This window comes from Desulfoluna sp. CLI2B, assembly GCF_056847375.1.
Genome location: NZ_CP186557.1, coordinates 5,625,146 through 5,650,008 on the forward strand (window position 1 = coordinate 5,625,146; position 24,863 = coordinate 5,650,008).

Genomic DNA, 24,863 nt, shown 5'->3' on the forward strand with positions numbered 1-24,863 from the left:
CGTGCGCCACGGGGCGGTGCCCGTGACCATGGTCTTGGAGACGATGGTCACCACCGGAGCGTGGATGCCACCTGCCGGTCGGGATGAGTGGAGTGCGTTGTTTTTGGCGGGAGCCGTTACGGTAAATGTTGGAAAAGAGTATCAGAACAGCACAGCCCATGGCAAGGGAAATGAGGTGTGGAAAAGGCCCGTTTTATGGGGGCTTGGGGTAAATTAACCGAGGAACGATCTGTGTACGGGGAGGTAGCGCAATGGCAGTGTCAAAAGACCAGGTAGTCAAGGAGTTGAAGGGGGCTGCAAGGCAGGGGCGCATCAGCTGTGCCCTGGCCTTGTCCACGGCCCTGCGCTGTGGTGTGACCCCCGGGGAGGCCGGGTCATGCCTTGATGAGCTCGAAATTCGTATAGAGACCTGCCAGCTGGGGCTCTTCGGGTTTGGGCCCGGCAAGCAGAAGCGGATCCAGATCCCCGAGGTCATCTCTGATGAGGTGGCGGCATGGCTGGATGAAAGCGCCGAGGCAAAGGGGCATGTCACCTGCAGGGAAATTTTTGCCAAGGCAAAGGAGGACGGTCTCTCCCGGGCCCTTCTGGCCGGGGCCTGCGAAAAGACGGGGGTCAAGATCCGGGCATGTCAGCTGGGAGCGTTTGTTTAAGCCGGGGGCGGATAACCAGTACTAGCCAAAACATCTTGGAACAATACCAAAAAACTTGGTAGGCTATGCCGTAGTGTCCTTTCGTTGGTCCAGACAGCAGCCCGACATGATTTGTGGTGTCGACCCCTCGTCAATCCTTTCAGGAGGTGCTTCCATGGCTTCACTCAAAGACATGTATCAATGCCAGGTCCACAACTGCGGTTATGTGTACGACCCCGACAAAGGGGAACCCAAAACCAACACCCCGCCCGGCACCGCGTTTAAGGATCTGCCCGATGACTGGGCCTGTCCGTTCTGCCAGGCTTCCAAAAAGAGCTTCCGGCCCCTGGCAGGTCCCGGCTCGGTGGCGGAAGAGGAGGGGTAGGGAGGCAGGCGAGCCGCCGGAGGCTTGTTTGAGCTGAATAGTTACCGCTGTGACGCCTTAAAAAAAACGGGCCGTTTCCCATCTTTTTTCGGATGGGAAACGGCCCGTTTTGATTTGGTACCGGAGTTAGGGCGTCATGCCCGCCCCCTTCTACTTGAGAAAGGGGTTGTACTGCTTTTCGGTGCCGATGGTGGTCTTGGGGCCGTGGCCGGTGTAGACCACGGTATCATCGGGCAGGGAAAAGAGCTGCTCCTTGATGCTGGCGATGAGGGTGGCGTAGTTGCCGCCGGGGAGGTCGGTTCTTCCGATGGAGTGTCCCCTGCAAAGGCCGCCTTCTCGTCCTTGCAGTACAAGGTGATCCCGCCGGGGGTGTGGCCCGGTGTGTGGAGGACCGCCAGGGTCTTGTTGCCGAAGGTGATGGTGTCCCCGTCGGTGAGGAGACGGTCGGCCGGGGGCGAGTTTTCCGCCTTGAGGCCAAAGGCCATGGCCGTCACCGAGAGCTCCTGGAGCATGGACGCGTCGGCTTCATGGATCATGAGATCGGCGCCCGTGGCCTCTTTCAGGCGCTTGTTGGCTCCCACATGGTCAAAGTGGCCGTGGGTGTTGATGATGGCTTTAACGGTGAGCTTTTCATCGGCCAGGGCCTTCAAGATACGTGAGGCGTCGTCGCCGGGGTCGATAACCACTGCTTCGCGGGTGGTTTCGCATCCGAGGATGATGCAGTTTGCACCGATGGGTCCCACAACAAGGTCTGTGATCAACAAGGTCGGGTCCTCCTAAAGAGTTTAGCTTTTGTCAGCGGACACGGCATCGAGGATACCGTTGATAAAGGCGCCCGACTCTGCGGTTCCAAAGTGTTTGCCGATCTCAATGGCCTCGTTGATGGCTACCTTGTCCGGGACATCTTCAAGGAACATGATCTCAAACACCCCGACCCGCAAGGCATTGCGATCCACGGAAGACATGCGGTAGACCTTCCAGTTCTTGGATCGGTTTGCGATGGCGGCGTCGATCTCTTCCAGGTTGTCCAGAACACCTTCGGTGAGGGTATCGAAAAAGGGCAGATACGCCTCGTCGGTGATGTAGTTGTCCCGAAAGAGCTGCACCGCGTCGCGGCGGGCCTGGGGCTTTATATCCGCAAAAAAGAGAGCCTGCAACGCAAGCTCCCGTGCGCCTCGTCTTACTCCCATTTACTTCTGTCCTTCATCCATGACGGTCATGAGGTTGGCCATTTCGATGGCAGACAGGGCACAGTCAAAGCCTTTGTTCCCGGCTTTTGTGCCGGCCCGTTCGATGGCCTGCTCGATGGTATCGGTGGTGACGACCCCGAAGATGACGGGGATGTTGGCTTCCAGGCTGACATGGGCCACGCCCTTGGATACTTCGGCGCAGACGTAGTCAAAGTGGGGGGTGGCCCCGCGGATGACGGCACCCAGGCAGATGACGGCATCGTATTTTTCGGTCTGCACGGCTTTCTGGGCCAGCAGGGGAATCTCAAAGGCACCGGGGACTTTGATGATGTCGATGTCGGCATCTTTTGTGCCGCTGCGCGTCAGGGCGTCCACGGCACCGCCCACAAGGCGTTCGGTGATGAAGTCGTTGAAACGGCTTACGACGATGGCAAATTTTTTGCCTTCGGAGGTCAGGCTGGACTGGATGATATTGGGCATGGTGAGTCCCTTTCCCTATTGGTTTATAGGTGTCAGTCTAAAATGTGAAAACAGGAGCGACCGGCAAGCCGACCGCTCCGGGTTTGTTGTCCTTGGGGACTCCCTACATGTTGTGGGAGTCTTTTTTGGGCTCGATGTTCAGGGTGTGGCCCATCTTCAGCTTCTTGCAGGTCAAGTCCTCTAGGCTGTAGACGTTGGTGTGCACCTCAATGGGCACCTGCTCCACAACGGGAGGTGCCGTCCTTCTGACCCATCTTCTTGGGGTTGTTGGTCATGAGGCGCATCTTGCGCACGCCGATGTCGGCGAGCATCTGAGCCCCGATGCCGTAATCCCTAAGGTCTGCCTTGAAGCCGAGTTTTTCGTTGGCCTCCACGGTGTCGTAGCCCTGGCGCTGGAGCTCGTAAGCCTTCAGCTTGTTCACCAGGCCGATTCCGCGGCCTTCCTGGCGAAGGTAGAGGATGACCCCTGAACCTTCGTCGTTGATGCGGGCCATGGCGCGCTGGAGCTGATCGCCGCAGTCGCACTTCATGGACCCGAAGATATCGCCGGTCATGCACTCGGAGTGGACGCGTACCGAGAACGGGCTCCTCCGGGTTGATCTCCCCTTGGCAGTTGGCGATGTGGGTGGTTGTACCAGTCGTTAACGGCGATGATCTTGAAGTCCACCACCAGGAGATGGCGGTGGTGGCGTTCTCGGCGGCCCGCTTGACGAAGGACTCCTTCTTCATGCGGTACTCCACCAGGTCCGCCACGGTGCAGATGCCGATGCCGTGCTCTTTGCTGAACTCCTCCAGGGAGGGCATGCGGGCCATTGTGCCGTCGTCGTCCATGATCTCGCAGATAACGGCGGCAGGCTTGAGACCGGCAAGGCGCGCCAGGTCCACGGACCCTTCGGTCTGGCCCACGCGGACCATGACCCCGCCGTCACGGGCGCGCAAGGGGAAGATGTGGCCCGGGCGGGCAATGTCGGCCGCCTTGGTCTCATCGGCCACGGCCGTCAGGATGGTGGTGGCGCGGTCCGCGGCGGAGATGCCGGTGGTGACCCCTTTTTTGGCTTCGATGGAGACGGTGAACCCGGTGCCGAACTGGCTGGTGTTGTCATACCACCCCATCATGGGCAGGTCCAGGTAGTAGCAGTTGCCGAGGACATGGGCAGGCGGATCGAGCGCATGTCGTATTTGGCCATGAAGTTGATGGCCTCGGGAGTGACCGCCTCGGCGGCCATGGTCAGGTCTCCTTCGTTTTCACGGTCTTCGTCATCGGCCAGGATGACCATGCGACCTGCGCGAATCTCTTCAATGGCTTCTTCGATGGATATAACGGGCATATCAGACTCCTCTTACTCCTCTTGCTCTCACTATATAAAGGGACCCGCATCGGTCCCTTTTTCTTGCGTCGTCGGCTTACAAAAATCCCTTGTCGGCCAAAAAGGCCATGTCGATGGAAGGGGCTTGGGGCTTCTGATCGGGCTTGGGCGTCATGAGAAATTTTTCGATGTACTTCCCCACCATGTCGGTTTCGATGTTGACGATGGAACCGGGCGGCTTCTGGCCGATGCTGGTGATTTCTGCTGTGTGGGGAATGATGCTCAGGGTGAAGGTGGTGTCGGTGACGGCGTTGATGGTCAGGCTGATGCCGTCTACTGCCACGGAGCCCTTTTCAATCATGAAGCGGGAGAGGTGCTTTTCCACGGCGATGGTGACGATGACGGCGTTGGCCTGGCGTTCCTTGCTGACAATGGTGCCCACGCCGTCCACATGGCCGGAGACGATGTGGCCGTCTAAGCGGTCGGAGAGGCGCAGGGCACGCTCCAGGTTGACGCGGGAACCCACGTGGATGCTGGAAAAGACGGTGCGTTTAATGGTTTCGGGGGCCACGTCCACCTCAAAGCGGCGGCCGTCCAGGACCACGGCGGTGAGGCAGGAGCCGTTCACAGCGATGCTGTCCCCGATCTTGACGCGGTCGAGGGGAAAGTCTGCCTCGATGGCAAAGCGGGACCCCTGGCCTGTGGGGCGGATGTCCCTGATGGTGCCGAATCCTTCAATAATTCCGGTGAACATACCTCATCGCCTCTTCTCAAGAAAGCTGGTCCTGAAACGGCTGGCACGCCCCGCAGGGCGATCGGCATCTTTACAGGTAGCCCTCGATCATTACGTCATTGTCAAAGTGTCGAACAGCAACCCGGGAAAGGGTCAGGGCCTCGTCCATGGAGAGGGGCCCTTTGCCTGCGGTGACGGGAAACCCGTCGTCTCCTGTGAGGAGCTTGGGCGCGATATAGATGCGGAACTTGTCCACGATCTTTGCGTCCAGGGCGGATTTGAGAAGGGTCGCTCCCCCTTCGAGGAGGATGCTCTGGATCTTCTCTTTTCCCAAGGTTGCCATGAGGCGGTCAAGATCCACATAGATACCTAAGGGGACCTCGAACCCGCGCTCCAGAAGCCTCAAGGCGCGCCTTTTTCCGGAGGGTCTCCTCGGCTTCCGTTGGGATCTTACCGCAAACGATTATTGTATCAGAATCGGAATTGAGCTGCAACACCCTCGCCTGATCGTCAATGGTGAGGTGGCTGTCGAGGATGATGCGGATGGGGTCTTTTCCCCCGGATTCCAGGCGGCAGGTGAGGGAGGGGTTATCGGCCTTGACCGTACCGATGCCCACCATGATGGCGTCCACGGCGTGCCGAAGCTCGTGGACATGGCGCCTGGAGGATTCGCCGGTGATCCACTGGGAGTGGCCCGTGGATGCGGCGGTGCGGCCGTCTAAGGTGGCGGCGCTTTTGGCCACCACAAAGGGGCGGTTCGTCTGCACGTGTTTGATGAACCCTTCGTTGAGGGCTTCGGCTTTTTCCCGGAGGATGCCGGAGGTCACCTCGACCCCCTGGGACCTGAGGCGCTCGATGCCGCCTGAAGCCACGGGGTTGGGGTCTTCCATGGCAATGAAGACACGCCGGATCCCGGCGCTCAAGATCTTTTCGGTGCAGGGAGGGGTCTTGCCGGTGTGGTTGCAGGGCTCCAAGGTAACATAGATGTCGCCGCCTTCGGCCCGGTCTCCTGCCTCATCAATGGCAAAGACCTCGGCATGGGGGCCGCCGCAGGCCTTGTGCCAGCCGCGTCCCACCACCTGTCCGTTGTTGACCACCACAGCCCCGACCGCGGGGTTGGGGGAGGTCCATCCGATGCCTCGTGCCGCCAGGGCAAGGGCCATCTCCATGTACTCCTGAGCCTCCATGGCTCCCCCTTTGTTGCGCTGTTTGTAAAGCGCCGTCCCTTTAATGTGCCGGGGACGGCCCGGCTACTGCGACTCCTTTGAGAGGAGCCCCTTGAGCTCCATGACAAAGTCGTTGACGTCCTTGAACTCCCGGTAGACGGAAGCAAAGCGGACGTAGGCGATGTCGTTTTTGCCGTGGAGCCAGATCATTACCTTCTCACCGATCTTCTGAGAAGGGATCTCTTTTTCTCCGGTCTCCCGCAGGTCCCGCTCCAGCTCGTCCAGATAAGCGTCGATGACGTTGACGCTGATATCGAGTTTTTCACAGGCCCTGTAGAGGCCTGCGGCCACCTTGCTTCGGGTAAACTCTTCCCGGCGGCCGTCTTTTTTCACGATCATGACTGGGAGTTTTTCCACGTGCTCGTAGGTGGTGAAGCGCCTGCCGCAGGCGAGGCACTCCCGGCGCCTCCGGATTTCGTTTTTATCCTTGGTGTCCCGAGAGTCCACGACTTTTGTGTTGTCTTCGGCGCAGTAGGGGCATTTCATGGCGTTCTCCTTGTGACAGTGGTCTTGTGGGCCAATACTCCGGTTCAGGGGACCTGAATCACTTCAACACCGGCTTCGCTTAGCATCTCTTCGGAAATCGCGTCGGCATAACCCGACTGGTACACAATCTTCTTCACCCCTGCGTTGATCAGCAGCTTGGCGCAGATGGAGCAGGGGAGGTTGGTGCAAAAGAGGGTGGCGCCGTTGATGGACACCCCGTAGTGGGCGGCCTGCACAATGGCGTTCTGTTCTGCATGGACGCCGCGGCAGAGCTCATGGCGTTCCCCGGAGGGGACGCCCAATTGCTTTCTCAGGCATCCGGTCTCGGCACAGTGGCGCACCCCGCTGGGGGCGCCGTTGTAGCCCGTGGCCAGGATCCGCTTGTCCTTGACAAGGATGGCTCCCACCGCACGGCGTGTACAGGTGGAGCGCTTGGCCACCAGCTCGGTGATGTCCATGAAGTACTGGGCCCATGAGGGGCGAGTCTGTTCCGGTTCCATATGGGCGGCTCCTTGGCGGCGGGAGGGCCCGGCTTTGCGAGCCGGCCCTCCCTTCGATCAACGGGTCGGTGACCTGTTAGTCGGTAAACAGAGGGAAGGCGTTGCAGAGGGCCTTCACCTCCTGTCGAATGGTGTCGATGACGGCGGGGTTGTCCTTGTTGGTCAGGGCCTTGGCCATGAAACCCGCCACCTGCTTCATTTCGGCTTCCTTCATGCCTCGGGTGGTGAGCACCGGGGTGCCGATGCGGATCCCGCTGGTGACAAAGGGGCTGCGGGTGTCGAAGGGGACCACGTTCTTGTTGGCGGTGATGCCGGCGCGGTCCAGGGTCTCTTCGGCGTCCTTGCCCGTGATGTCCATGCGGGTGAGGTCCAGGAGCATGAGGTGGTTGTCGGTACCGCCAGAAACCAGGTCAAATCCGTTTTCCATGAGGGCGTCGGCCAGGACAGCGGCGTTTTTGACGATCTGTGCCTGGTAGGCTTTGAATTCGTCGGTGGACGCTTCCTTGAAGGCGATGGCTTTGGCCGCGATGACGTGCATGAGGGGACCGCCCTGGATACCGGGGAAGATCTGCTTGTTCATGACGCCTGTGAGGTCTTTGCCGGAGAGGATCAGGCCGCCCCTGGGGCCCCTTAAGGTCTTGTGGGTGGTGGAGGTGACCACGTCCGCGTAGGGGACGGGGTTGGGATGGACGCCACCGGCCACCAGGCCGGCGATGTGCGCCATGTCCACCATGAGGGCGGCGCCGGTGCGCTGGGCAATGGCGGAAAACGCTTCGAAGTCGAGGGTGCGGGGATAGGCGCTGGCCCCGACGATGATGAGTTTGGGCTTGCACTCGCGGGCCATGGACTCCACATGGTCGAGGTCGATCATGCCGGTCTCTTTTTCCACGCCGTAATGGACAAAGTTGAACAACTTGCCGGAGAAGCTGGCGGGGCTGCCGTGGGTCAGGTGGCCGCCGTGGGCGAGGTCCATGCCCATGACAGTGTCGCCGGGCTCAAGCATCCCGAAAAGGGCCGCCATGTTGGCCTGGGAACCCGAGTGGGGCTGGACGTTGGCATAGGCCGCGCCGAAGAGCTCTTTGGCCCGTTCGATGGCAATGGCTTCAGCGGTGTCTACGTGGCCGCAACCGCCGTAGTATCGCTTGCCGGGGTACCCTTCGGCATACTTGTTGGTCAGGGGGGTGCCCATGGCTTCCATGACCGGGGTGCTCACCGCGTTTTCCGATGCGATAAGTTCAAGGTTGTTCTGTTGCCGCGAGATTTCGTTCTCGATGGCAAGGGCAATATCCGGGTCCACATCTCTAATACACTTCAGGTTCACCTTTGCTTCCTCTTCAGCCGTGTGTTCGGCGCGTCAGCCGGTTTTGGCTTGTCAGCCGGGTTTTCGGTTGGTGAAGGACGCCACGTCGAATGGCTTGTCGAAGCGCTGCCGGAGTCCGTGGGGACCGACCGGTGTGCGGCGGACGAACAGTGTGAGTTCGGTCCGTGCCGGGTGTCTTCCCTTTCAGCCCTTATCCCCAAGGGCGGCAGGTTGCCTTCGACGTGGGTCACCGCGATCAGGCTCACCGCCTGCGACCCCTGTCGCCGGGAATCCCGCCGTGCAGGCCCTGCTTTCAAGGGTTCGCTCCCCATAGAAAAGCGGTGTTGCCGTGCAGTTTTCCCTGTTGATCAGAAGGACTCAAACATCTGGATGCGATCCAGGTGACGTCCTCCCTCAAAGGGGGTTTCCATCCAGATCTGAACAAGGTCCAGGGCCAGGGATTCGCCGATGACGCGGGCGCCCATGACCAGGATGTTGCTGTTGTTGTGCATGCGGCTCATGCGCGCGGAAAAACCGTCGCTCACCAGGGCCGCACGGACACCTTTAAAGCGGTTGGCGGCCATGGACATGCCGAGGCCGGTGCCGCACAGAAGGATGCCCTTCGGGTGTGTCCCGTCGGAGACCTTGCCGGCCACCTCTTTGGCGAAATCGGGATAGTTGACGGACTCCGGCCCGTGGCATCCCGCGTCCACCACCTTGACGCCCTTTTTCTCCAGAAAGACTTTTATGGTCTCCTTCAGGGGGTAGGCGGCGTGGTCGCATCCGATGATGACTTCGGTCTCATACGGGGTTGTGTCGTTACTCATGATCTTATCGTGCCTTATAGATACAAGGAAGGGTGGGAACGGCCCACCCTGTCAACCTGATCGTCATGGTCTTTTTGTTTCTTCTCCCCATGAAGGGGAGCCTTGCCGAGTCGGCCTTGCGGCCGGCCGCGCTACATGCGCGCTTCGATGTACTCGATGGCGTCTTTGACGCGAACGAGCTTTTCCGCCTCGTCGTCGGAGATCTCGATATCGAAGACCTCTTCCATGGACATGATCAGCTCCACGAGATCCAGAGAGTCGGCTCCCAGGTCGTTGACGAAGTGTGCTTCGGGAACCACGTCACCGGCTTCGACTTTCAGCTTTTCAGAGACTACTTTTTTGATTTTGTCTTCTACGGACATCGCTACCTCATTGTGTCGTTATGATGTGAACATGCCCCCATTGACATGGAGTACCTGTCCGTGGACGAGGCGCTGCCGCTCAGAGGCGGTGACTACAACACCGGTCACATCTTGAAGGTGAGCCGGTACGTTGCATGGGGATCTGGGCGATGATGGATCCGATGGCCTCCTCCGAAAGGGCGGCGGTCATGTCGGTATCGATGAACCCCGGTGCCACGGCATTGACCGTGATTTGCCTGGAGGCCAGCTCGCGGGCCGCTGAACGGGTAAGGCCGATGAGCCCCGCCTTGGAGGCGCAGTAGTTGGCCTGGCCGGCATTGCCCGTAACCCCAACCATGGAGGTGATGTTGATGATGCGGCCGGAACGCTGCTTCATCATGGGCCGTGCCGCGGCTTTCAGGCAGAAAAAAGCCCCTTTGAGATTGGTGTCGCACACCGTGTCCCAATCAGACTCTTTCATGCGGACCAAAAGCCCGTCCCGCGTAACACCGGCATTGTTGACCAGCACATCCACGCGCCCGGTCTCGTCCACCACCTTCTTGATAAAGGCGGAGACCTCCGCTTCGGAGGTGACATCCACACGGACGCCCACGGCCGTACCACCCTTTTCAGCGACAAGGGCTTCGGTTTGCCGTGCCGCCTCCTCGGAGGACGCGTAGTTGAAGTAAATGCGGGTATCGGGACCGGCAAATTCGAGGCAGACCTCTCGGCCGATGCCCCGGGACCCTCCGGTGACGACGATACTGCGTGGATTGGTGTCAGGCATGGACCCTACACTCCAGGGAAAAAACGTGGCGCCTTGCACGCGTTGTTACTCGCGTGCGGATTCGACACATCGTGTGATCGCTACTCTTCGTCTTCTGCCAGTACGTTGCGACCCTTGTAGGTGCCGCAGTCGGGGCATGCCTGGTGCATCATTTTGGGCTCACCGCACTCGGGGCAGACGGACACGTTGGGGGCGTCAGTCTTGTAATGGGTGCGACGTTTTCGCGATCTGGCTTTGGAGGTCTTACGCTTAGGTACTGCCATGGTTATCTCCTAACTCATTTATTTCTTTAAAAAATTATGTATAATGATGGAACAGTCTTAACCGCCCTTATTTATTTTATTTAAAGGCGATTGTCAAGAATATTCACGTGCTTAGATTTTGGCTACTTGTGCTGGCAAAGCAACTGTGGTAATTGGCCATGAGCCGTAGATAGCGCAGATCCCTATCGATCCACAACGTTTTTTTTCGAGCGGGTGCGGATTGAAGGGCAAAATTTTTTTTAAAAAAATAGATACCACAGGAGATGCTATGGGTGAGATTATAACACGGTTTCCTCCGAGCCCCACGGGTTACCTTCATGTCGGCGGAGCACGCACCGCCCTGTTCAACTGGCTCTACGCCCGGAAAACCGGCGGGACCTTCATCCTCCGCATCGAAGACACAGACCTGGAACGTTCCACCGAGGCGTCGGTTCAGGCCATCTTCGACGGGCTGGAGTGGCTGGGGATCGACTGGGACCAGGGCCCCTTTTATCAGACCAAGCGTTTTGACCTTTATAAAAAGGTGATCGACAAGCTCCTTGAAGACGGCCACGCCTACTGGTGTACCTGCACCCCCGAGGAGATCGACGAGATGCGGGAGACCGCCCGGGCCAAAGGGGAGAAACCCAAGTACAACGGGAAGTGCCGCGAGCGAAACCTGGGCCCCACCGAAGGGGCCGTGGTTCGCTTCAAGGTACCCCTGGCCGGGGCCACCGCCTTTGACGACATGGTTAAGGGGCGGATCTCCATTCCCAACGCAGAACTCGACGACTTCATCATCCAGCGTAGTGACGGAACTCCCACCTACAATCTGGCTGTTGCTGTGGACGACCTGACCATGAAGGTGAACATCATCTTAAGGGGCGACGACCACGTCAACAACACCCCCAAGCAGGTCCTCATCGTCAAGGCCATGGGAGAAGAGGTGCCGACCTACGGCCATGTGCCCATGGTGCTTGGGGCGGACAAGGCCCGTTTGAGCAAGCGGCACGGTGCCACCAGCGTCACCGAGTACCGGGACATGGGGATCCTTCCCGATGCCATGATCAACTACCTGGCGCGCCTGGGCTGGTCCTGCGGGGACCAGGAGTTCTTCACCCGCGAAGAACTCATCGAAAAGTTCAACCCGGACAACATCGGCCGTTCCCCCGGCGTTTTTGACCAGGACAAGCTCATGGCCATCAACCACGAGCACATCCAGGCCAAGCCCACCGAGGAGATCACCGACGCCCTCCTGCCCTTCCTTGAGAAGGCGGGCATTGTGGCCGACGACCGCGCGCAGTTGGAAAAGGCCGTAAAGACCCTGGCCCCCCGAAGCCATACCCTGGTGGAGATGGCCGAGAACGCTCGGTTCTTTTTCCAAGGGGTGAAAGAGTACGATCCCAAGATGGCCAAAAAAGCCTTCAAGCCCGAGGCCGCCGACGTGCTCCTCGCGATGAAGGAGGCCCTGGCCGAGACCGAGTTTACCCAGGACGCCCTGGCCGCGACCTTCAAGGCCGTGGTGGCCAAGCTCGAGGTGGGATTCGGCAAGGTGGCCATGCCCATGCGCCTGGCCGTCTCCGGCACCGGTGCCAGCCCCGACATGTACGAGATGCTCGATGTCCTCGGCAAAGAGGAGACCTTAAAGCGTATCGACGACGCCGTGGCCCATATCCGGAGCCTGGGGTAGCGATCCGGGCGGACAAGGCGCCGGAGATTTTTTCTGCGCCTTGTTCAGGGCAAAAATGCCCTTTGCCCAAAGAGGGTTAGGGTAAGCCCTCGGAAGGGGGCTTGAAAAAGGCGAAATTTTTGCTTGACTCAACCGGCCTCACCGGACTATATACCCTCTCGCAACCAATTGAGTTGCCTGCTGGGATGTCGTCTAATGGCAGGACTACGGATTCTGATTCCGTCTATTGGGGTTCGAATCCCTGCATCCCAGCCAATTAAAAAATAAAGCCCCTTCGAGCAATCGAAGGGGCTTTTTGTGTTTATGGGGACTAAGGCTATGGTGTTTTCATGGCGAGATAGCAGATGTGTTTTGCCCCTCGCTCCTCGGGGCAAATCACATCTGCATTTAAAACGGCATTCATGTCCCTTTTTTTAAAACCTGTTTGTTAAACTTTTTAAAAGTTTAGCCCCCGGCAGGGCCGCCGGAGGCATGGGCTGAATAGTTACAACTATTGTTGACGTGCATCCGGCTTATGCAAGCTCAAGCCCGGACTGGGCCCGGGTCGCCTTATCGTGGAAGGAGACGATGCGGGAGATCTCTTCGTCCATGGTATGGGATCCGAAGTGGTTGATCAGCTCACAGGTGGCCAGGTCTCTGGTTTTGTCCCCATAGGCCGAGAGCCATCGGCGAGCCTCCTGCTCTGCTGTTTCATCCCTCCAGGGGTACGAGACGTGCAGGCCGGTAAGCCCGCACCGCCAGGGTTTGGGGGTGAGGCGGGCCCGAAAGCATTTTTGGGTCTTGCAGAGCCGCATGTAAAGGGGGTCGGCACCCAGGACCTCCATCATGCCGGAGGTGAGCTCAGAGGTGGGGTCGGCGTGGGCATGGGTAACCAGGTAACGGAGGCCTCCCCGGGTGCGATAGGCCCGGATACCGAAACACGGGTCTGCCCTTACCATGGTCTCTACCTTGGACAGGGCTTCATACTCCTTTTGCTGCCGAGGGGGCAGGCAGCGGGCGCCGGTCAGCATGCGTGCCCTGTATTTGAGCCAGTCCCACAGGGACGGCATCGGCAGGTCCACGTCGATGAACATGGCCCGTGCCGTGTTGAGCACCCGGCATCCGTATCCGTTGAGGGTGACGGCGGCCCAGGTCGTGCCGTCCTCCGATGTCCACTTTATCAGGCGTTTTCCCGCATGGGGCGATCGCCATAGAGGTAGGTGTCCGGCCGGTTGCCCTTGAGGATCATTTCGGCAACGGCGTCCGCCCGTTTGCGCCCCTTTTCCCTGGCGTCGGCAAGGCTGGTGTCGGACCAGCCCCAGCAGGCGAGGGGAGCCATGGGTTTGCCCGTGAGGATGTTTCGCATGCGAACGTCGTGTCGTGTGGTGCCTTTGGCCCAGTATTTTGGAATGTTCATGGCTTAGAATACCACCCCGGTGTATCCAACGAAACTGTCCGAGGGGCTTTTGTCAAAACTGGTGGTGTGAGCGATCTCAAGGCCGCGGGGGATGCCCAGGGACCGGGCTGCGGCCAGGGTGGCGGCCACGGCACCTGCGCAGCAGGCATTGCGCCGGGCCAGGGCCTCGTCGGTGAAGTAGGCAGCATCAAGTTCTGTCATGTGGTCGATGGCCTCTCGATCGTTGGTATCGCAGACCCAGGCCCTCGCCTTTTCCCCCTTGCCCTGGGGGGTGAACCCGAAATTTGGGCCGTAGTGGGTGAGGTCGGTGGAGCCGATGACCTTGACGGTGAGGCCCAGGCTGCGTGCTGCGTCCACCACGGACTTGCCCACGGGCTCAGCACACTTGTTGGGGGCCACCCCCATGAGGCAGACCGGAGTCTCCCCGAAAAAGTACCGGATAAAAGGAAGCTGAAGCTCCAGGGTATTTTCAGGCGCCATGAAAGGGCTCATCTCCCGCCGCACATAAGGGGTTCTTCCCAGGGCCTCTGAGAAGGCCTCGTGGACCCGCAGGTCTCCAAAGGGGGTTTCCAGGGTCCCTTCGGCCATGACGCTGGTGGGCTCAGACGGCCCCAGGTGGTGCCCGAACAGGACCACCAGGTCCGGCAACTCACCCCGGGCCACGGTTTCGATGACCCGGCAGGCGATGCTGCCGGAAAAAAACCATCCGGCGTGGGGAACGATCCCCGCTTGAAATGCGTCCCCCGAGGGGCGTTTCAGCCACCCCTCCTTCCGATATCCTTCCACCTCCTTGAAGCAGGCCTCCCGGCTCTCCGGATACCACTGCCCGCGAAGGGCCGCGCGTTTTCGTGCACCCATGCTCTTTCCTCCTGAATTTTTGTCTCTATAAGGTAGTATATCACGGGGTTTTGGGGAAGAAAAAGAAGGGGCGCAGCAACGTATTCAGGTGGCCTCCGGCGGCCCTGCCGGGGGCCAAACTTTTAAAAAGTTTGACAAGCAGGTCTTAAAGCCTTACAGGCTACGCCGAAATAATTTCGACATTTTCGCATCCGCGCTACGTTTTGATCGCCCTGAAGGGCGATCAAAACGTAGCGCGGGTGCTTTAGAAGAGTTTTTTGCGGAGCTTTTTTTTAAAAAAGCGACCCGCCGGAGGCATGCTTTTTAAAGCGGGATATTTCCGTGTTTTCGGGGCGGTCGGGTTTCGTGTTTTGAGCTTATGACGTCCAGGGCATCGATGAGATGGTTGCGGGTTTCTGAAGGGACGATGACGGCGTCGATATAGCCCCGGGAAGCGGCGATGTAAGGGGTGAGGAACAGGTCGTTGTATTCGCAGATTTTTTCATTGCGCATGGCCTCAGGGTTGTCGGCGCCTTTGATCTCTTTTCTGTGGATGACGTTGGCCGCGCCCTGGGCTCCCATGACGGCGATCTCAGCCGTGGGCCAGGCAAAGGCCATGTCCGCCCCCAGGTGGCGGGAGCTCATGGCGAATCAGGTGCGCAGCTTTTTTTGGTGATGAGAAGGAGCTTGGGCACGGTGGCTTCGGAGTAGCTCCAGAGAAGCTTGGCCCCGTGGCGGATGATCCCTCCCCACTCCTGCTGGATGCCGGGAAGAAAGCCGGGGACGTCGGCAATGGTGAGCAGGGGAATGTTAAAGGCGTCGCAAAAGCGGATAAAGCGGCTGGCCTTGTCCGAGGTGTCGATGTCCAGGCATCCTGCCAGGACCTTGGGCTGGTTGGCGATAACCCCCACGGTGCGGCCCCCCAGGCGGATGAAGCAGGTGATGATGTTGGGGGCAAAGAGGCTGTGGGGTTCAAAATAGGTTCCGTGATCGGCAACGGCCCGGATGAGGTCGAACATGTCGTAAGGCTTCACGGGGTTTTCGGGGATCAGGGTGTCGAGCTCCGGGCAGAGGCGGTGGATGGGCTCCTCGGAAAGGGCCCGGGGCGCGTTCTCCTTGTTGTTGGCCGGAAGGTAAGACAGGAGTATTTTGATGCGGTCGATGCACTCTTCATCGTCCTCACAGGCAAAGTGGGCCACCCCGCTTTTGGTGCAGTGGGTGACGGCCCCGCCCAGGGTGTCGAAGCCCACGTCTTCGCCGGTGACTGAGCGGATCACGTCGGGGCCGGTGATGAACATGTGGCTGGTCTCTTTGACCATGAAGACAAAGTCGGTCATGGCCGGCGAATAGACGGCCCCGCCCGCTGTGGCCCCCATGATGGCCGAGATCTGGGGGATGACCCCGGAGGCCGAGGCGTTTCGAAAAAAGATCTCTCCGTATCCGGCCAGGGCATCCACCCCCTCCTGAATGCGTGCGCCGCCGGAGTCGTTCATGCCGATGATGGGCACCCCGGCTTTCATGGCCATGTCCATGATCTTGCAGATTTTTTTTGCGTGCATCTCACCCAGGCTGCCTGCCCGGGAGGTCACGTCCTGGGCATAGGCAAAGACGGGGCGTCCCCCCACGAGGCCGTGTCCGGTGATGACACCGTCGGCGGGGATTTCCACGCCCTCCATGCCGAAGTGGGTGCATCGGTGGGTCACAAAGCGGTCGATTTCCCGGAAGGTGCCTCTGTCAAAGAGGCGGTCCAGGCGTTCCCTGGCGGTGAGCTTGCCTTTGGCCTTCTGCTTTTCTACGGCCGGAGCTCCGCCCATGATCAGCGTCTGTGCGTCTTTTTCTTTCAGGTTGTGGATTTTGTTCTGGACGCGATTCATGCGGCCTCCTTGGGGGGTTCCCGGTTGATGATGGCGATGCGCTTTGCATGCAAGTGATAATCGGGGTGAACATTATTATCATGAAAGCTGAATCAGGGGAATGGGCCCCTTCTATTTTTGGGGCGAAAACCTGTAGCGGAAAAGCATCGCCGATTGCATGTGAGTCGGGTGCTTTGCTCCTGGTCTGAGTTGTGCCTGGGGCACGCCCCTGAGCGATCAGCCGTGGGGCCGGGACGAGAAGGTGTGGCAGGGCTGCGCAAGGAGGCTGAACGGTCGCTCAGTCACGAATTGTCTACCATACTTTTTTTTTGGCTGTCAAGGCGGTGGCGTTCTAACGCATTGCAATTGTGACTTAAATGACGGGCCTGAGTGAGCCGGACTGTTTCTGGGTTTGTCACTGTTCAGCGTAAAACAGCTTCCGGGGGCCAAACGTTCACCAATTCTTGACAAACAGGACTTGCGAATGACGTGGAGCGGCCGAGAGTTTTTGGTGAGCTGACTTGTTTAAACAAAACGGGCATTGAACCGGAACGCTTTTACGGAGCTTTTATTCAAAAAGCGACCCGCCGGAGTCGGTGCGATTCAATCGGCAACAGGCAGGTGGCGATAACGTATTCATTGACTTCGACACTTGTGAGCCAGTCCGCACAATCATCAGCGTTTATGCCGGGCGAAGCCCGAGGGCAATCAGCTTTCGATGTGGTTCACCTCGCCGTCGGAGGCTTGTTTTTCCACTCACATTACCCATAGAAGGCAAGATGAATAGTTACCAAGTGTTTTGGCATAAAAAAAGCCCCGTTCCGGAGGAACGGGGCTTTGAGATTTTCTTATGTCGGGATCCGTTGGATCAGGTTGTACTTACCGGCCAGGATAGCCCGGCGAACCGCCGAACCGATGACGCCGGCCACGTTGGGGCCCATGGCGTGCATCAGCAGGAAGTTGTGGGGGTTCTCTTCAACACCCACACCGTTGACCACGCGTGCTGCCATGGGAACGGCGGAGACACCGGCAGCGCCGATAAGGGGGTTGATTTTCTCTTTGCTCATGCGGTTCATCAGCTTCGCCAGGAGAACACCTGCCGCGGTACCGATGGCAAAGGCCACGAGACCGAGAAGGAGGATCCCCAGGGTTTCAAGCTGCAGGAATTTCTCCGCAGCCAGCTTGGAGCCGGAGATGCCCAGCAGGATGGTGACGATGTTGATCAGCTCGTTGGCGGCGGTCTTGGAGAGACGTTCCACCACGCCACACTCTTTGAGCAGGTTGCCGAACATCAGCATACCGATCAGGGGCGTTGCATCCGGCAGGAGCAGGATACAGATGCCCAGGACCATCAAGGGGAAGACAATCTTTTCCACCTTGTTGACGTGGCGAAGCTGCTTCATCTCGATGCCTCGCTCCTCCTTGGAGGTGAAGGCCTTCATGATAGGCGGCTGGATGATGGGCACCAGGGCCATGTAGGAGTAAGCCGCAACGGCAATGGCACCCAGCAAGTCCGGCGATAGCCGTCCCGCAAGGAAGATGGCCGTGGGGCCGTCCGCGCCTCCGATGATACCGATGGCGGCGGCGTCCTGCAGGGAGAAGTCGATGCCGGGAACCACCTGGCTCAGCACCAGGGCGCCGATGAGGGTGGTGAAGATGCCGAACTGGGCGGCCGCCCCCAAAAGGGCTGTCTTCGGGTTGGCGATGAGGGGGCCGAAGTGGGTCGTCGCCCACGCCCATGAATCAGCAGGGGAGAGGGCCCTTATTGATCCCGAAGCCGTAGATGAGGCCGAGGAACCCTTCGGGTCCGGCAATGCCGGCCACCGGAATGTTGGCAAGAATACCGCCGAAGCCGATGGGAATCAAAAGAAGGGGTTCAAACCCTTTTTTGATGGCCAGCCAGATCAGGATGCAGCCTACGGCAATCATGATGAGCTGGCCGATGCCCAGGGGGATCAGCTGGTGGTTGTCGATGGTTTTCTCTGCAAAGATTTCTTTGACACCGTTGACAAATGCATTGAGTCCGGTGCTTTTCCAGAGCTTTTCCACTTTCCCCATGGAGGCGTCCGCGGCGGGAGCCGGCGCTGGCGCGCTGGCGGCACTTGCCATGGAGACCCCGCTGAAGAGGCAGAGAGCGACAAGGGCTGCCACAATCGCCAGGGGCTTGGTGGAGATTTTATGTGTCAATCTCATGTATCGAGTCATGGTCCTATCCTGTCCGTTCAGTCGTTTGAAGGCATAAAGAGTGCGATGGAGAATCACCTTAAGCAATGGTGACCAGGCTCTGGCCGGATGCCACCTGGTCGCCCGCGGAAACAGCCACGCTGGTGACGGTGCCGTCAACGGGGGCCTTGACCTCCACTTCCATCTTCATGGCTTCCTGAACGAGAAGCGTGTCTCCTGCCTTCACGGCGCTGCCGTTTCCAACCAGGACCTTGATCACGGCGCCGGGCATCTGCGCCTTCACCTCTTCTCCGGCCCCGGCGGGGGCGGCAGGTGCAGGGGCAGCCGCTGCAGCAGGTGCTGCGGCTACGGCGGGAGCGCCGGCGGTTTCGATCTGGATGAGGACCTGATCGGCGTTCACCTGGTCACCGGTGGCCACGAGGATATCGGCCACGGTACCGTCCACGGGGGCTTTCACCTCCACTTCCATTTTCATGGCTTCCTGGACGAGCAGGGTGTCGCCGGCCTTGACCTGGGCGCCTTTGGCTGCGGAGATGCGAACCACGGCACCGGGCATCTGGGCCTTGACAGCTTCTTTCACGCCGGGAGCCGCGGGGGCGGCTGCGGCGGCAGGAGCGGCGGCGAGGCCTTCGGCCACATTGACGTTGTATGCTTTTCCGTTGACCACGGCGGTGTTGCCGTCGATTTTCACGGCGTAGGTGCTGCCGCCCACGGTGACGGTGTAGCCGTCCGGGGCTGCCTTGGCTTCGGCCTTGGGTGCTTCGGCCACGTTCTTGCGAACGCCGATGGTGGCTTTGCCGAGGAGGTAGTTGATGCCCTTGTCGCCACAGGCGCCCGCGATGAAGATGTTCTCATCGGTGGTGGGCAGGCCGTTGTCTTCGAGCTTCTTCTTGGCAGACGGGATGCCCTTGTTGGGATCCTCCTCGTTGATGTCGAGGGGGCTGCGGGTGGTGGGCTCAAGGCCCAGCTGCTCGGAGGCGATCTTGATGATTTCGGCATCGGGGGGCACGGGGGTCTTGCCGAAGTAGCCGAGGACCATTTTGCCATAACCTTCGGCGATCTTCTTCCACTTGCCCATCATGACGTTGTTGAAGGCCTGCTGGAAGTAGAACTGGCTTACGGGGGTTACGGAGGTACCGAAACCGCCCAGGCGAACCACTTCGTCCATGGCTTCGATGATCTCGGGGAAGCGGTCCATGATGTTGTTGTCACGCATCATCTGGGAGTTGGCCGTAAGGGCGCCGCCGGGCATGGGAGACCAGGGAATGATGGGCTCCACAGCCTTGGCTTCGGGGGGCAGGAAGTAGTCCTTCATGCACTCTTTGAAGACTTCCTCAGCCTCACGGATCTTGTCGATGTCGCAGTCCAGCTCGTACTCGGTGCCACGCAGGGCGTGCCACATGGTCATGATGTCGGGCTGGCAGGTACCGCCGGAGCAGGGAGCCATGGAGAGGTCGATGACGTCCACGCCCGCGTCCAGGGCGGCCTTGTACCCGATGACACCGATACCGGCGGTGTCGTGGGTGTGGAACTGAACAGGAATGTCCGCCGGAATGATCTCCTTGGCCCGTTTGATGGTCTCGTAGACCGTTGACGGGAAGCTGGTGCCGGAGGCATCCTTGAAGCAGATGGAGTGGTACGGAATGTCCGCATCCATGATCTGCTTGAGCATGTCGACGTAGAAATCGGCGTCGTGGGCGCCGGTACAGCCCGGAGGCAGGGCCATCATGGAGATGACCACCTGATGGTTGAGGCCTGCTTCGGCGATACACTGACCGCTGTAGATCAGGTTGTTGACGTCGTTCAAGGCATCGAAGTTACGGATGGTGGAGATGCCGTGCTTCTTGAACATTTCGGCGTGCAGCTTGATCATGTCCTTGGGCTGAGAGTCCAGGGCCACCACGTTGATGCCTCGCGCCAGGGTCTGCAGGTCAGCGTCGGGGCCAGCGGCCGCGCGGAACCTGTCCATCATATCAAAGGCGCACTCGTTGCTGTAAAAATAGAGTGCCTGAAACCGCGCGCCGCCGCCTGCTTCAAAGTAGTTGCAGCCCGCTGCGGCTGCCGCTTCAACGGCAGGCATAAAATCGTCAGTAAATACTCGCGCTCCGTAGACCGACTGAAAACCATCACGAAACGCTGTGTTCATGAAACGAACTAATTTCTTAGCCATAATCTTCTATCCCTTTCGTTAGCTGCGCGCGCAGGCTTTTACAGCCGCAATGGCCACCGCGATTTCAGTCAGGTCATCTCCAGCCTTTTGAAACACTGCGGTTTTTGGTTTTTCCAAAGGTCCACCCGTCACTTCGGCATCGGTAAATCGCTCTAACACCTTTGCCGAGATTTTCATTGCGTAGACCAGGAGGGTCAGAAACGCGAAGACCACCCCCATGCCTGCAACCATCAATCCCAGACCTTCAACTATCATACTCTATCCCCTCCACATAATAATCGATGTCTTTGACCGGAGGCGTTTCACGTGTGGGTTCACAGGGGTGAATGTGCGGGGTCGACGGTGCGGTCGATACATCCCGCGGCAGGCAATAAAGCCACGCCCGGTGCGAAAGCATCTTTTCTCATGATGATCCCGTGTTGCCACGGCATCCATGTATGCCGAACGGCACCTGCCCGTATCCCATCGGGCAGGGGGCATTCGCGCATCAATCTTCAATATCGGTAAAGGCGGGTCAAACCCCCGAAAAATCGGCAGGCAATGGACCCTTAGGGGGCAGTACTCCCTTGGGGTGACACGTGTCACCTTGAGACGGCTCCCAATTCCTTTTTTGTCGTCAGACGTACGTTAAATGTGTCGTTCAGATCGAGGTATTGGCCATGTAGGCACTGAAAGTATATTACTAGAATCGAACAATTTTGTATATTTGGGCGACAATGTCAAGTAAAAAAATACGAGCTATTGTAGGATGATACCTTGGTATTGACAGGAGGCGATGGGGCGGGGAACTTGGCAAGCAGTGGAATTCATGAATATTGGGGGCGGAAGGGGACGGGTTTGTGGTGAGGGCCTGCGGTATAGGGGCACCCTACGGAGGATGCACTGATTGGCTTTTATTTCGTGTGGTTCGGAGGTGCCTGGCTGGGGGCGGGTAAAAATCCGGCGGAAAGAGGCAGATGAAAAAACATCTTTCCGCCGGGTAACCTCTGAAAGGAATGTGAACGGAGTTTATCGCGGTTTTCCTCGAGGAGTAACTACTTGTATTTTTTCATCACCCTGGCAAATCCCGGGAGAGCCCCGGTGATGGTTTTCGCGTCCACGCAGAAAGAGATACGGAAATGGCCGGGCCCTGCGAATCCGCTGCCCGGTACCACGAGGATCAGTTCCTCCTGGAGTTCCCGCGCAAACTCCACGTCGTTTTCGATGGGGGACTTGGGAAAGAGGTAAAAAGCCCCTTTGGGGGCGGTGAATTCATACCCGGCCTCGGTGAGGCCGTCCACCAGAAGCTCCCGGTTTTTTTCGTAAGGCGTCATGTCCACGTTGACCCCCTGGATGTCGGCGATGACCCGCTGCATGATGGCCGGAGCGTTGACATACCCCAGGATACGGTTGCACAGGGCCAGGCCGCCCAGAAAGAGCCCTTTGCCCTCGAAGTCGGGGTGGATGGCAATGTAGCCGATGCGCTCTCCGGGGATGGAGATGTCCTTGGAGTAGGAGGTCACCACCACGCTGTTGGCGTAACTGGTCATGATGGAGGGCACGGTGATACCGGCGTAGGTGATCTTCCGGTAGGGTTCGTCGGAGATAAGGACGATGGGATGACCGATGTCCCGGCTCTTGCGGGCCAGAAGATCTCCCAGGGCATCAAGGCTCGCCTTGTCGTACACCTGGCCGGTGGGGTTGTTGGGGGTGTTGATAAGGATGGCCTTGGTCTTTTCACAGATGTCCTTCCATGGCGGACAGGTCCAGGGTGAAATCCGGGTTGGTCTGAACGGTCTTTACCACGCCCCCGTGGTTGTCGGCGTAGAAATTGTACTCCACAAAGTAGGGCGCCGGGCAGATCACTTCGTCGCCGGGATCAAGGAGGGTCTTGAGAACCACGTTGAGGGCCCCTGCCGCGCCGCAGGTCATGACGATGTCGTTTTCATCCAGGGTGACCCCCTGCTGCTCGGAGACAAACCCGGCCACAGCCTCGCGCACAAAGGGGTAGCCGGTGTTGGGCATGTAGGAGTGGATGCCTTCACCGGAAGAGGCCGCCACCTTCATGAGGCTCTCCTTGAATTCAGCCGGGGGGGCGAGGTAGGGGTTGCCGAGGCTGAAGTCGTATACCTTGTCCGCTCCGTGCTCTGCCTTGAGGCGGGCTCCTTCCTCAAACATTTTGCGGATAAATGATGATTTTTCGATGGCACCCTTGATCTTGGTCGAAATGGTCATGAAATCCTCCGGTCCGTCTATCTCTTGTGGTGAATGAAAAGAACGCATATCAGCCACGAAGCCTGCGGTGTGTCCCGGGCAGGCGGTATCGTCGCGGCGTCCATGTTTTTACCTGGGAACCGATACGGCTGCTGCAAACCAAACGAAACGTTTGATGAGATCGGTGTGAATCACTTTTATTTCACAGGATGTGGAAAAAAATCAAAGAAATTTATCCATACGAAGGAAGGGGACTGAGAAAACGGGGGGAGAACCGGCGTTGCTTATGCCTCATCGAGGAGGGTGCGCTTGCGCACCGCATGTTGTTGGGAAACCCTTTGATGGGTTGGGCTAATGAAGCTTCATGCATCGCAAACCTTGGAAGGTCTGAAGCCGTATTGCGATCACAAGGCCCGTCAATGGTGCGCAAGCGCACCCTACAGTTGGTTGATGCTTCTGGCACCCTCGTGACAAGAGCGGACTCCGCTTGTATGCCGGAGGTTGGCCACCCTCTTCCGTAAGCAACGGGCGGAGCCCGTCATAGGGTTTCAAGGTGCCCCCACCTTGCCGCCGGAGGCACGCTTTTGTTTCACTACTGAATCCCGCCCTCCATGGCGGCGTAGAAGCCTTTGCGCCAGGCCATGAAGCGGTCTTCGAGGATGGCCTGCCTGATTTCCCCCACGAGGTTCATATAATAATGAAGGTTGTGGATGGTGTTGAGGCGGTAGGCCAGGAGCTCTTTGGATTTGTAGAGGTGGCGCAGGTAGGCCCTGGAGTAGTTTCGGCAGGTGTAGCAGGTGCACACTGGGTCCAGGGGTTTTTCATCTTTCTGATACCGCTGGTTGGCGATGTTGAGGGCCCCTTCGGAGGTGAAGAGTTTGCCGTTTCGTGCATTCCGGCTGGGCATGACGCAGTCGAACATGTCGGCGCCCATCATGACCAGCTCCACGATGTCCGAGGGGGTGCCCACGCCCATGATGTAGCGGGGCTTCAGGTCCGGCATCTGGGCCAGGGTGTGCTCGCCCATCTCCATCATCAGATCCTTAGGCTCGCCCACGGAGAGGCCGCCGATGGAGTAGCCGGGAAAATCGATGTCGCAGATCTGCTCCACCGACGCCGTGCGCAGGTCCTTGTACATGCCGCCCTGGACAATGCCGAAGGCGTTGTTGCGCAGGTCGGTCTCCTGCTGCCAGAAATCATAGCAGCGCTGGGCCCATCGGGTGGTGAGCTCCATGGACTCTTTGGTGGCCTTGTGGTCCGACGGGTAGGGCGTGCACTCGTCCAAACACATCATGATGTCCGAGTCGATGTGGTTCTGCACCTCAATGGATTTTTCCGGTGTGAAGAGGTGCCGGGACCCGTCGATGTGGGACTGAAACGAGACCCCCTCTTCCGTGCGCTTGGTGAGCTTGGCCAGGGAAAAGAACTGAAACCCCCCGCTGTCCGTTAAAATGGGGTGCTTCCATTTCATGAAATCATGGAGCCCGCCAAAAACGTCCAGCACATCGGTGCCGGGCCTTAAATAAAGATGGTAGGTGTTGCCGAGGATGATCTGGGCGCCGGCTTCTTCAAGGTCCTCAACCGACACGGCCTTCACCGACCCCACCGTGCCCACAGGCATGAAAATGGGGGTCTTGATCTCGCCCCGACGCGTCTTGATGGTGGCTGCCCGTGCCCGACACTCTGTGGACTGAGCTTCTTTGGTATACGTAAGTCTCATGGTTTTCCTTTATGTAAAAGCTACCTCCGGCGGGCAGGAGCTAAAGCCCCTGCACCCCAGGTTTGCGAATGCTCCAACCTTCGTTCCTCAGGTTGTCACATTCGCTGACGGGCTTTGCCCGTGTAGAACAGGCTATTTTTATATGACGGTTGCCTCCGGCGCTTGCCTGAAAGAGGTTGCTTGAAGTCGAAACGCTTTTACGGCTAACGAGGATACTGCTCACGTTACGATAACGTATCCTGTTACTTCGAGGCTTGTGACGCTGCTTGCATCAACCGATAGCGTTTGTATCGGGCGAAGCTCGAGCCTAAGGCGATTGCACTTTTACCCGAGGAACGAGGGGGAGAGTGCAGTCGCAATACGCTTCGAGGTGGCTCACCTCGCCAC

General features: G+C 58.8%; 26 protein-coding genes, 1 tRNA gene and 2 pseudogenes. 4 read left to right on the forward strand and 25 right to left on the reverse strand.

What is annotated here, in order from left to right:
* Positions 1-251: 251 nt before the first annotated feature.
* Both ACOYW2_RS26095 and ACOYW2_RS26100 read left to right on the forward strand, forming a co-directional pair.
* Positions 252-650: a hypothetical protein gene (locus ACOYW2_RS26095; RefSeq protein ID WP_482418709.1), complete on the forward strand. Its 399-nt coding sequence runs from the start codon at positions 252-254 to the stop codon at positions 648-650.
* Positions 651-804: 154 nt separating this feature from the next.
* The gene (locus tag ACOYW2_RS26100) at positions 805-1,014 is read left to right on the forward strand and encodes a rubredoxin (RefSeq protein WP_482418710.1); all 210 of its coding nucleotides are present in this window, start codon (positions 805-807) and stop codon (positions 1,012-1,014) included.
* A 134-nt stretch (positions 1,015-1,148) separates the two neighbouring features.
* On the opposite strand, the gene ACOYW2_RS26105 is transcribed toward ACOYW2_RS26100, so the two are convergent.
* The 14 genes and pseudogenes from ACOYW2_RS26105 to rpmF form a co-directional block, all read right to left on the reverse strand.
* Positions 1,149-1,778 (reverse strand): MBL fold metallo-hydrolase, encoded by a 630-nt coding sequence (locus tag ACOYW2_RS26105; protein ID WP_482420619.1) that lies wholly within the window; start codon positions 1,776-1,778, stop codon positions 1,149-1,151.
* Positions 1,779-1,799: 21 nt separating this feature from the next.
* A complete protein-coding gene (gene nusB, locus ACOYW2_RS26110; protein ID WP_482418712.1) occupies positions 1,800-2,204 on the reverse strand; it encodes a transcription antitermination factor NusB in 405 nt (134 codons plus the stop codon).
* Entirely contained in the window at positions 2,205-2,684 is a 480-nt protein-coding gene (gene ribH / locus ACOYW2_RS26115; protein WP_180138513.1) for a 6,7-dimethyl-8-ribityllumazine synthase, read from the reverse strand.
* Positions 2,685-2,787: 103 nt separating this feature from the next.
* Positions 2,788-4,012 (reverse strand): annotated as a pseudogene (ribB, locus tag ACOYW2_RS26120) (3,4-dihydroxy-2-butanone-4-phosphate synthase).
* 76 nt (positions 4,013-4,088) lie between these two features.
* On the reverse strand, positions 4,089-4,745 hold the full coding sequence (locus ACOYW2_RS26125) for a riboflavin synthase (RefSeq protein ID WP_482768470.1): 657 nt from the start codon (positions 4,743-4,745) through the stop codon (positions 4,089-4,091).
* A 70-nt stretch (positions 4,746-4,815) separates the two neighbouring features.
* Entirely contained in the window at positions 4,816-5,085 is a 270-nt protein-coding gene (locus ACOYW2_RS26130) for a RibD family protein (protein WP_482420622.1), read from the reverse strand.
* On the reverse strand, positions 5,075-5,911 hold the full coding sequence (gene ribD / locus ACOYW2_RS26135; RefSeq protein WP_482768471.1) for a bifunctional diaminohydroxyphosphoribosylaminopyrimidine deaminase/5-amino-6-(5-phosphoribosylamino)uracil reductase RibD: 837 nt from the start codon (positions 5,909-5,911) through the stop codon (positions 5,075-5,077). Before ribD ends, ACOYW2_RS26130 begins: the two co-directional genes overlap by 11 nt.
* Before the next feature lie 63 nt (positions 5,912-5,974).
* On the reverse strand, positions 5,975-6,436 hold the full coding sequence (gene nrdR / locus ACOYW2_RS26140) for a transcriptional regulator NrdR (RefSeq protein WP_180138521.1): 462 nt from the start codon (positions 6,434-6,436) through the stop codon (positions 5,975-5,977).
* A gap of 44 nt (positions 6,437-6,480) precedes the next feature.
* On the reverse strand, positions 6,481-6,936 hold the full coding sequence (locus ACOYW2_RS26145) for a deoxycytidylate deaminase (RefSeq protein WP_180138523.1): 456 nt from the start codon (positions 6,934-6,936) through the stop codon (positions 6,481-6,483).
* Positions 6,937-7,012: 76 nt separating this feature from the next.
* On the reverse strand, positions 7,013-8,257 hold the full coding sequence (gene glyA, locus ACOYW2_RS26150; protein WP_482768472.1) for a serine hydroxymethyltransferase: 1,245 nt from the start codon (positions 8,255-8,257) through the stop codon (positions 7,013-7,015).
* A gap of 347 nt (positions 8,258-8,604) precedes the next feature.
* Complete coding sequence (rpiB, locus tag ACOYW2_RS26155; RefSeq protein ID WP_482418717.1) at positions 8,605-9,063, reverse strand: ribose 5-phosphate isomerase B; 459 nt, start codon at positions 9,061-9,063, stop codon at positions 8,605-8,607.
* Between the two features lie 131 nt (positions 9,064-9,194).
* A complete protein-coding gene (gene acpP / locus ACOYW2_RS26160) occupies positions 9,195-9,425 on the reverse strand; it encodes an acyl carrier protein (protein WP_180138529.1) in 231 nt (76 codons plus the stop codon).
* Positions 9,426-9,504: 79 nt separating this feature from the next.
* Positions 9,505-10,191 carry a 3-oxoacyl-ACP reductase FabG gene (gene fabG, locus ACOYW2_RS26165; RefSeq protein ID WP_482768473.1) on the reverse strand — a complete coding sequence of 229 codons (687 nt, stop codon included), beginning with the start codon at positions 10,189-10,191 and terminating at the stop codon, positions 9,505-9,507.
* Between the two features lie 80 nt (positions 10,192-10,271).
* Positions 10,272-10,454 (reverse strand): 50S ribosomal protein L32, encoded by a 183-nt coding sequence (rpmF, locus tag ACOYW2_RS26170; protein WP_180138532.1) that lies wholly within the window; start codon positions 10,452-10,454, stop codon positions 10,272-10,274.
* A 268-nt stretch (positions 10,455-10,722) separates the two neighbouring features.
* Between rpmF and gltX the strand changes: the two genes are divergently transcribed.
* Both gltX and ACOYW2_RS26180 read left to right on the forward strand, forming a co-directional pair.
* Positions 10,723-12,123 (forward strand): glutamate--tRNA ligase, encoded by a 1,401-nt coding sequence (gene gltX / locus ACOYW2_RS26175; protein ID WP_482768474.1) that lies wholly within the window; start codon positions 10,723-10,725, stop codon positions 12,121-12,123.
* Between the two features lie 181 nt (positions 12,124-12,304).
* A tRNA-Gln gene (locus ACOYW2_RS26180) sits at positions 12,305-12,378 on the forward strand.
* 257 nt (positions 12,379-12,635) lie between these two features.
* On the opposite strand, the gene ACOYW2_RS26185 is transcribed toward ACOYW2_RS26180, so the two are convergent.
* From ACOYW2_RS26185 to tgt, 11 genes and pseudogenes are all read right to left on the reverse strand, one after another.
* Entirely contained in the window at positions 12,636-13,217 is a 582-nt protein-coding gene (locus ACOYW2_RS26185; protein ID WP_482768475.1) for a hypothetical protein, read from the reverse strand.
* A gap of 65 nt (positions 13,218-13,282) precedes the next feature.
* Positions 13,283-13,519 carry a hypothetical protein gene (locus ACOYW2_RS26190; protein ID WP_482420628.1) on the reverse strand — a complete coding sequence of 79 codons (237 nt, stop codon included), beginning with the start codon at positions 13,517-13,519 and terminating at the stop codon, positions 13,283-13,285.
* 3 nt (positions 13,520-13,522) lie between these two features.
* Positions 13,523-14,377 carry an AmmeMemoRadiSam system protein B gene (gene amrB / locus ACOYW2_RS26195; RefSeq protein WP_482768476.1) on the reverse strand — a complete coding sequence of 285 codons (855 nt, stop codon included), beginning with the start codon at positions 14,375-14,377 and terminating at the stop codon, positions 13,523-13,525.
* Between the two features lie 303 nt (positions 14,378-14,680).
* Positions 14,681-16,230 (reverse strand): annotated as a pseudogene (locus tag ACOYW2_RS26200) (acyl-CoA carboxylase subunit beta).
* Between the two features lie 827 nt (positions 16,231-17,057).
* Entirely contained in the window at positions 17,058-18,023 is a 966-nt protein-coding gene (locus tag ACOYW2_RS26205) for a sodium ion-translocating decarboxylase subunit beta (RefSeq protein ID WP_482768477.1), read from the reverse strand.
* Entirely contained in the window at positions 17,953-18,414 is a 462-nt protein-coding gene (locus ACOYW2_RS26210; protein ID WP_482768478.1) for a sodium ion-translocating decarboxylase subunit beta, read from the reverse strand. The genes ACOYW2_RS26205 and ACOYW2_RS26210 overlap by 71 nt, the downstream gene beginning before the upstream one ends.
* A gap of 58 nt (positions 18,415-18,472) precedes the next feature.
* Positions 18,473-20,563 (reverse strand): biotin/lipoyl-containing protein, encoded by a 2,091-nt coding sequence (locus tag ACOYW2_RS26215; RefSeq protein ID WP_482768479.1) that lies wholly within the window; start codon positions 20,561-20,563, stop codon positions 18,473-18,475.
* Positions 20,564-20,581: 18 nt separating this feature from the next.
* On the reverse strand, positions 20,582-20,818 hold the full coding sequence (locus tag ACOYW2_RS26220) for an OadG family protein (protein WP_180138544.1): 237 nt from the start codon (positions 20,816-20,818) through the stop codon (positions 20,582-20,584).
* 779 nt (positions 20,819-21,597) lie between these two features.
* Complete coding sequence (locus ACOYW2_RS26225; RefSeq protein WP_482768480.1) at positions 21,598-22,230, reverse strand: aminotransferase class I/II-fold pyridoxal phosphate-dependent enzyme; 633 nt, start codon at positions 22,228-22,230, stop codon at positions 21,598-21,600.
* A 49-nt stretch (positions 22,231-22,279) separates the two neighbouring features.
* Positions 22,280-22,777: an aminotransferase class I/II-fold pyridoxal phosphate-dependent enzyme gene (locus ACOYW2_RS26230; protein ID WP_482768481.1), complete on the reverse strand. Its 498-nt coding sequence runs from the start codon at positions 22,775-22,777 to the stop codon at positions 22,280-22,282.
* 571 nt (positions 22,778-23,348) lie between these two features.
* Positions 23,349-24,476 carry a tRNA guanosine(34) transglycosylase Tgt gene (gene tgt / locus ACOYW2_RS26235; protein ID WP_482768482.1) on the reverse strand — a complete coding sequence of 376 codons (1,128 nt, stop codon included), beginning with the start codon at positions 24,474-24,476 and terminating at the stop codon, positions 23,349-23,351.
* Between the last annotated feature and the right edge of the window lie 387 nt (positions 24,477-24,863).

Excerpts from the sequence above, each read along its gene's own strand:
- rpmF (WP_180138532.1), bottom strand. The coding sequence starts at position 10,454 with ATGGCAGTACCTAAGCGTAAGACCTCCAAAGCCAGATCGCGAAAACGT.
- ACOYW2_RS26125 (WP_482768470.1), bottom strand. The coding sequence starts at position 4,745 with ATGTTCACCGGAATTATTGAAGGATTCGGCACCATCAGGGACATCCGC.
- gltX (WP_482768474.1), top strand. The coding sequence starts at position 10,723 with ATGGGTGAGATTATAACACGGTTTCCTCCGAGCCCCACGGGTTACCTT.
- nrdR (WP_180138521.1), bottom strand. The coding sequence starts at position 6,436 with ATGAAATGCCCCTACTGCGCCGAAGACAACACAAAAGTCGTGGACTCT.
- ACOYW2_RS26100 (WP_482418710.1), top strand. The coding sequence starts at position 805 with ATGGCTTCACTCAAAGACATGTATCAATGCCAGGTCCACAACTGCGGT.
- ACOYW2_RS26220 (WP_180138544.1), bottom strand. The coding sequence starts at position 20,818 with ATGATAGTTGAAGGTCTGGGATTGATGGTTGCAGGCATGGGGGTGGTC.
- acpP (WP_180138529.1), bottom strand. The coding sequence starts at position 9,425 with ATGTCCGTAGAAGACAAAATCAAAAAAGTAGTCTCTGAAAAGCTGAAA.
- rpiB (WP_482418717.1), bottom strand. The coding sequence starts at position 9,063 with ATGAGTAACGACACAACCCCGTATGAGACCGAAGTCATCATCGGATGC.
- amrB (WP_482768476.1), bottom strand. The coding sequence starts at position 14,377 with ATGGGTGCACGAAAACGCGCGGCCCTTCGCGGGCAGTGGTATCCGGAG.
- ribH (WP_180138513.1), bottom strand. The coding sequence starts at position 2,684 with ATGCCCAATATCATCCAGTCCAGCCTGACCTCCGAAGGCAAAAAATTT.
- nusB (WP_482418712.1), bottom strand. The coding sequence starts at position 2,204 with ATGGGAGTAAGACGAGGCGCACGGGAGCTTGCGTTGCAGGCTCTCTTT.
- ACOYW2_RS26210 (WP_482768478.1), bottom strand. The coding sequence starts at position 18,414 with ATGACTCGATACATGAGATTGACACATAAAATCTCCACCAAGCCCCTG.
- tgt (WP_482768482.1), bottom strand. The coding sequence starts at position 24,476 with ATGAGACTTACGTATACCAAAGAAGCTCAGTCCACAGAGTGTCGGGCA.
- ACOYW2_RS26230 (WP_482768481.1), bottom strand. The coding sequence starts at position 22,777 with ATGACCATTTCGACCAAGATCAAGGGTGCCATCGAAAAATCATCATTT.
- ACOYW2_RS26095 (WP_482418709.1), top strand. The coding sequence starts at position 252 with ATGGCAGTGTCAAAAGACCAGGTAGTCAAGGAGTTGAAGGGGGCTGCA.
- ACOYW2_RS26145 (WP_180138523.1), bottom strand. The coding sequence starts at position 6,936 with ATGGAACCGGAACAGACTCGCCCCTCATGGGCCCAGTACTTCATGGAC.
- ribD (WP_482768471.1), bottom strand. The coding sequence starts at position 5,911 with ATGGAGGCTCAGGAGTACATGGAGATGGCCCTTGCCCTGGCGGCACGA.
- ACOYW2_RS26190 (WP_482420628.1), bottom strand. The coding sequence starts at position 13,519 with ATGAACATTCCAAAATACTGGGCCAAAGGCACCACACGACACGACGTT.
- ACOYW2_RS26215 (WP_482768479.1), bottom strand. The coding sequence starts at position 20,563 with ATGGCTAAGAAATTAGTTCGTTTCATGAACACAGCGTTTCGTGATGGT.
- fabG (WP_482768473.1), bottom strand. The coding sequence starts at position 10,191 with ATGCCTGACACCAATCCACGCAGTATCGTCGTCACCGGAGGGTCCCGG.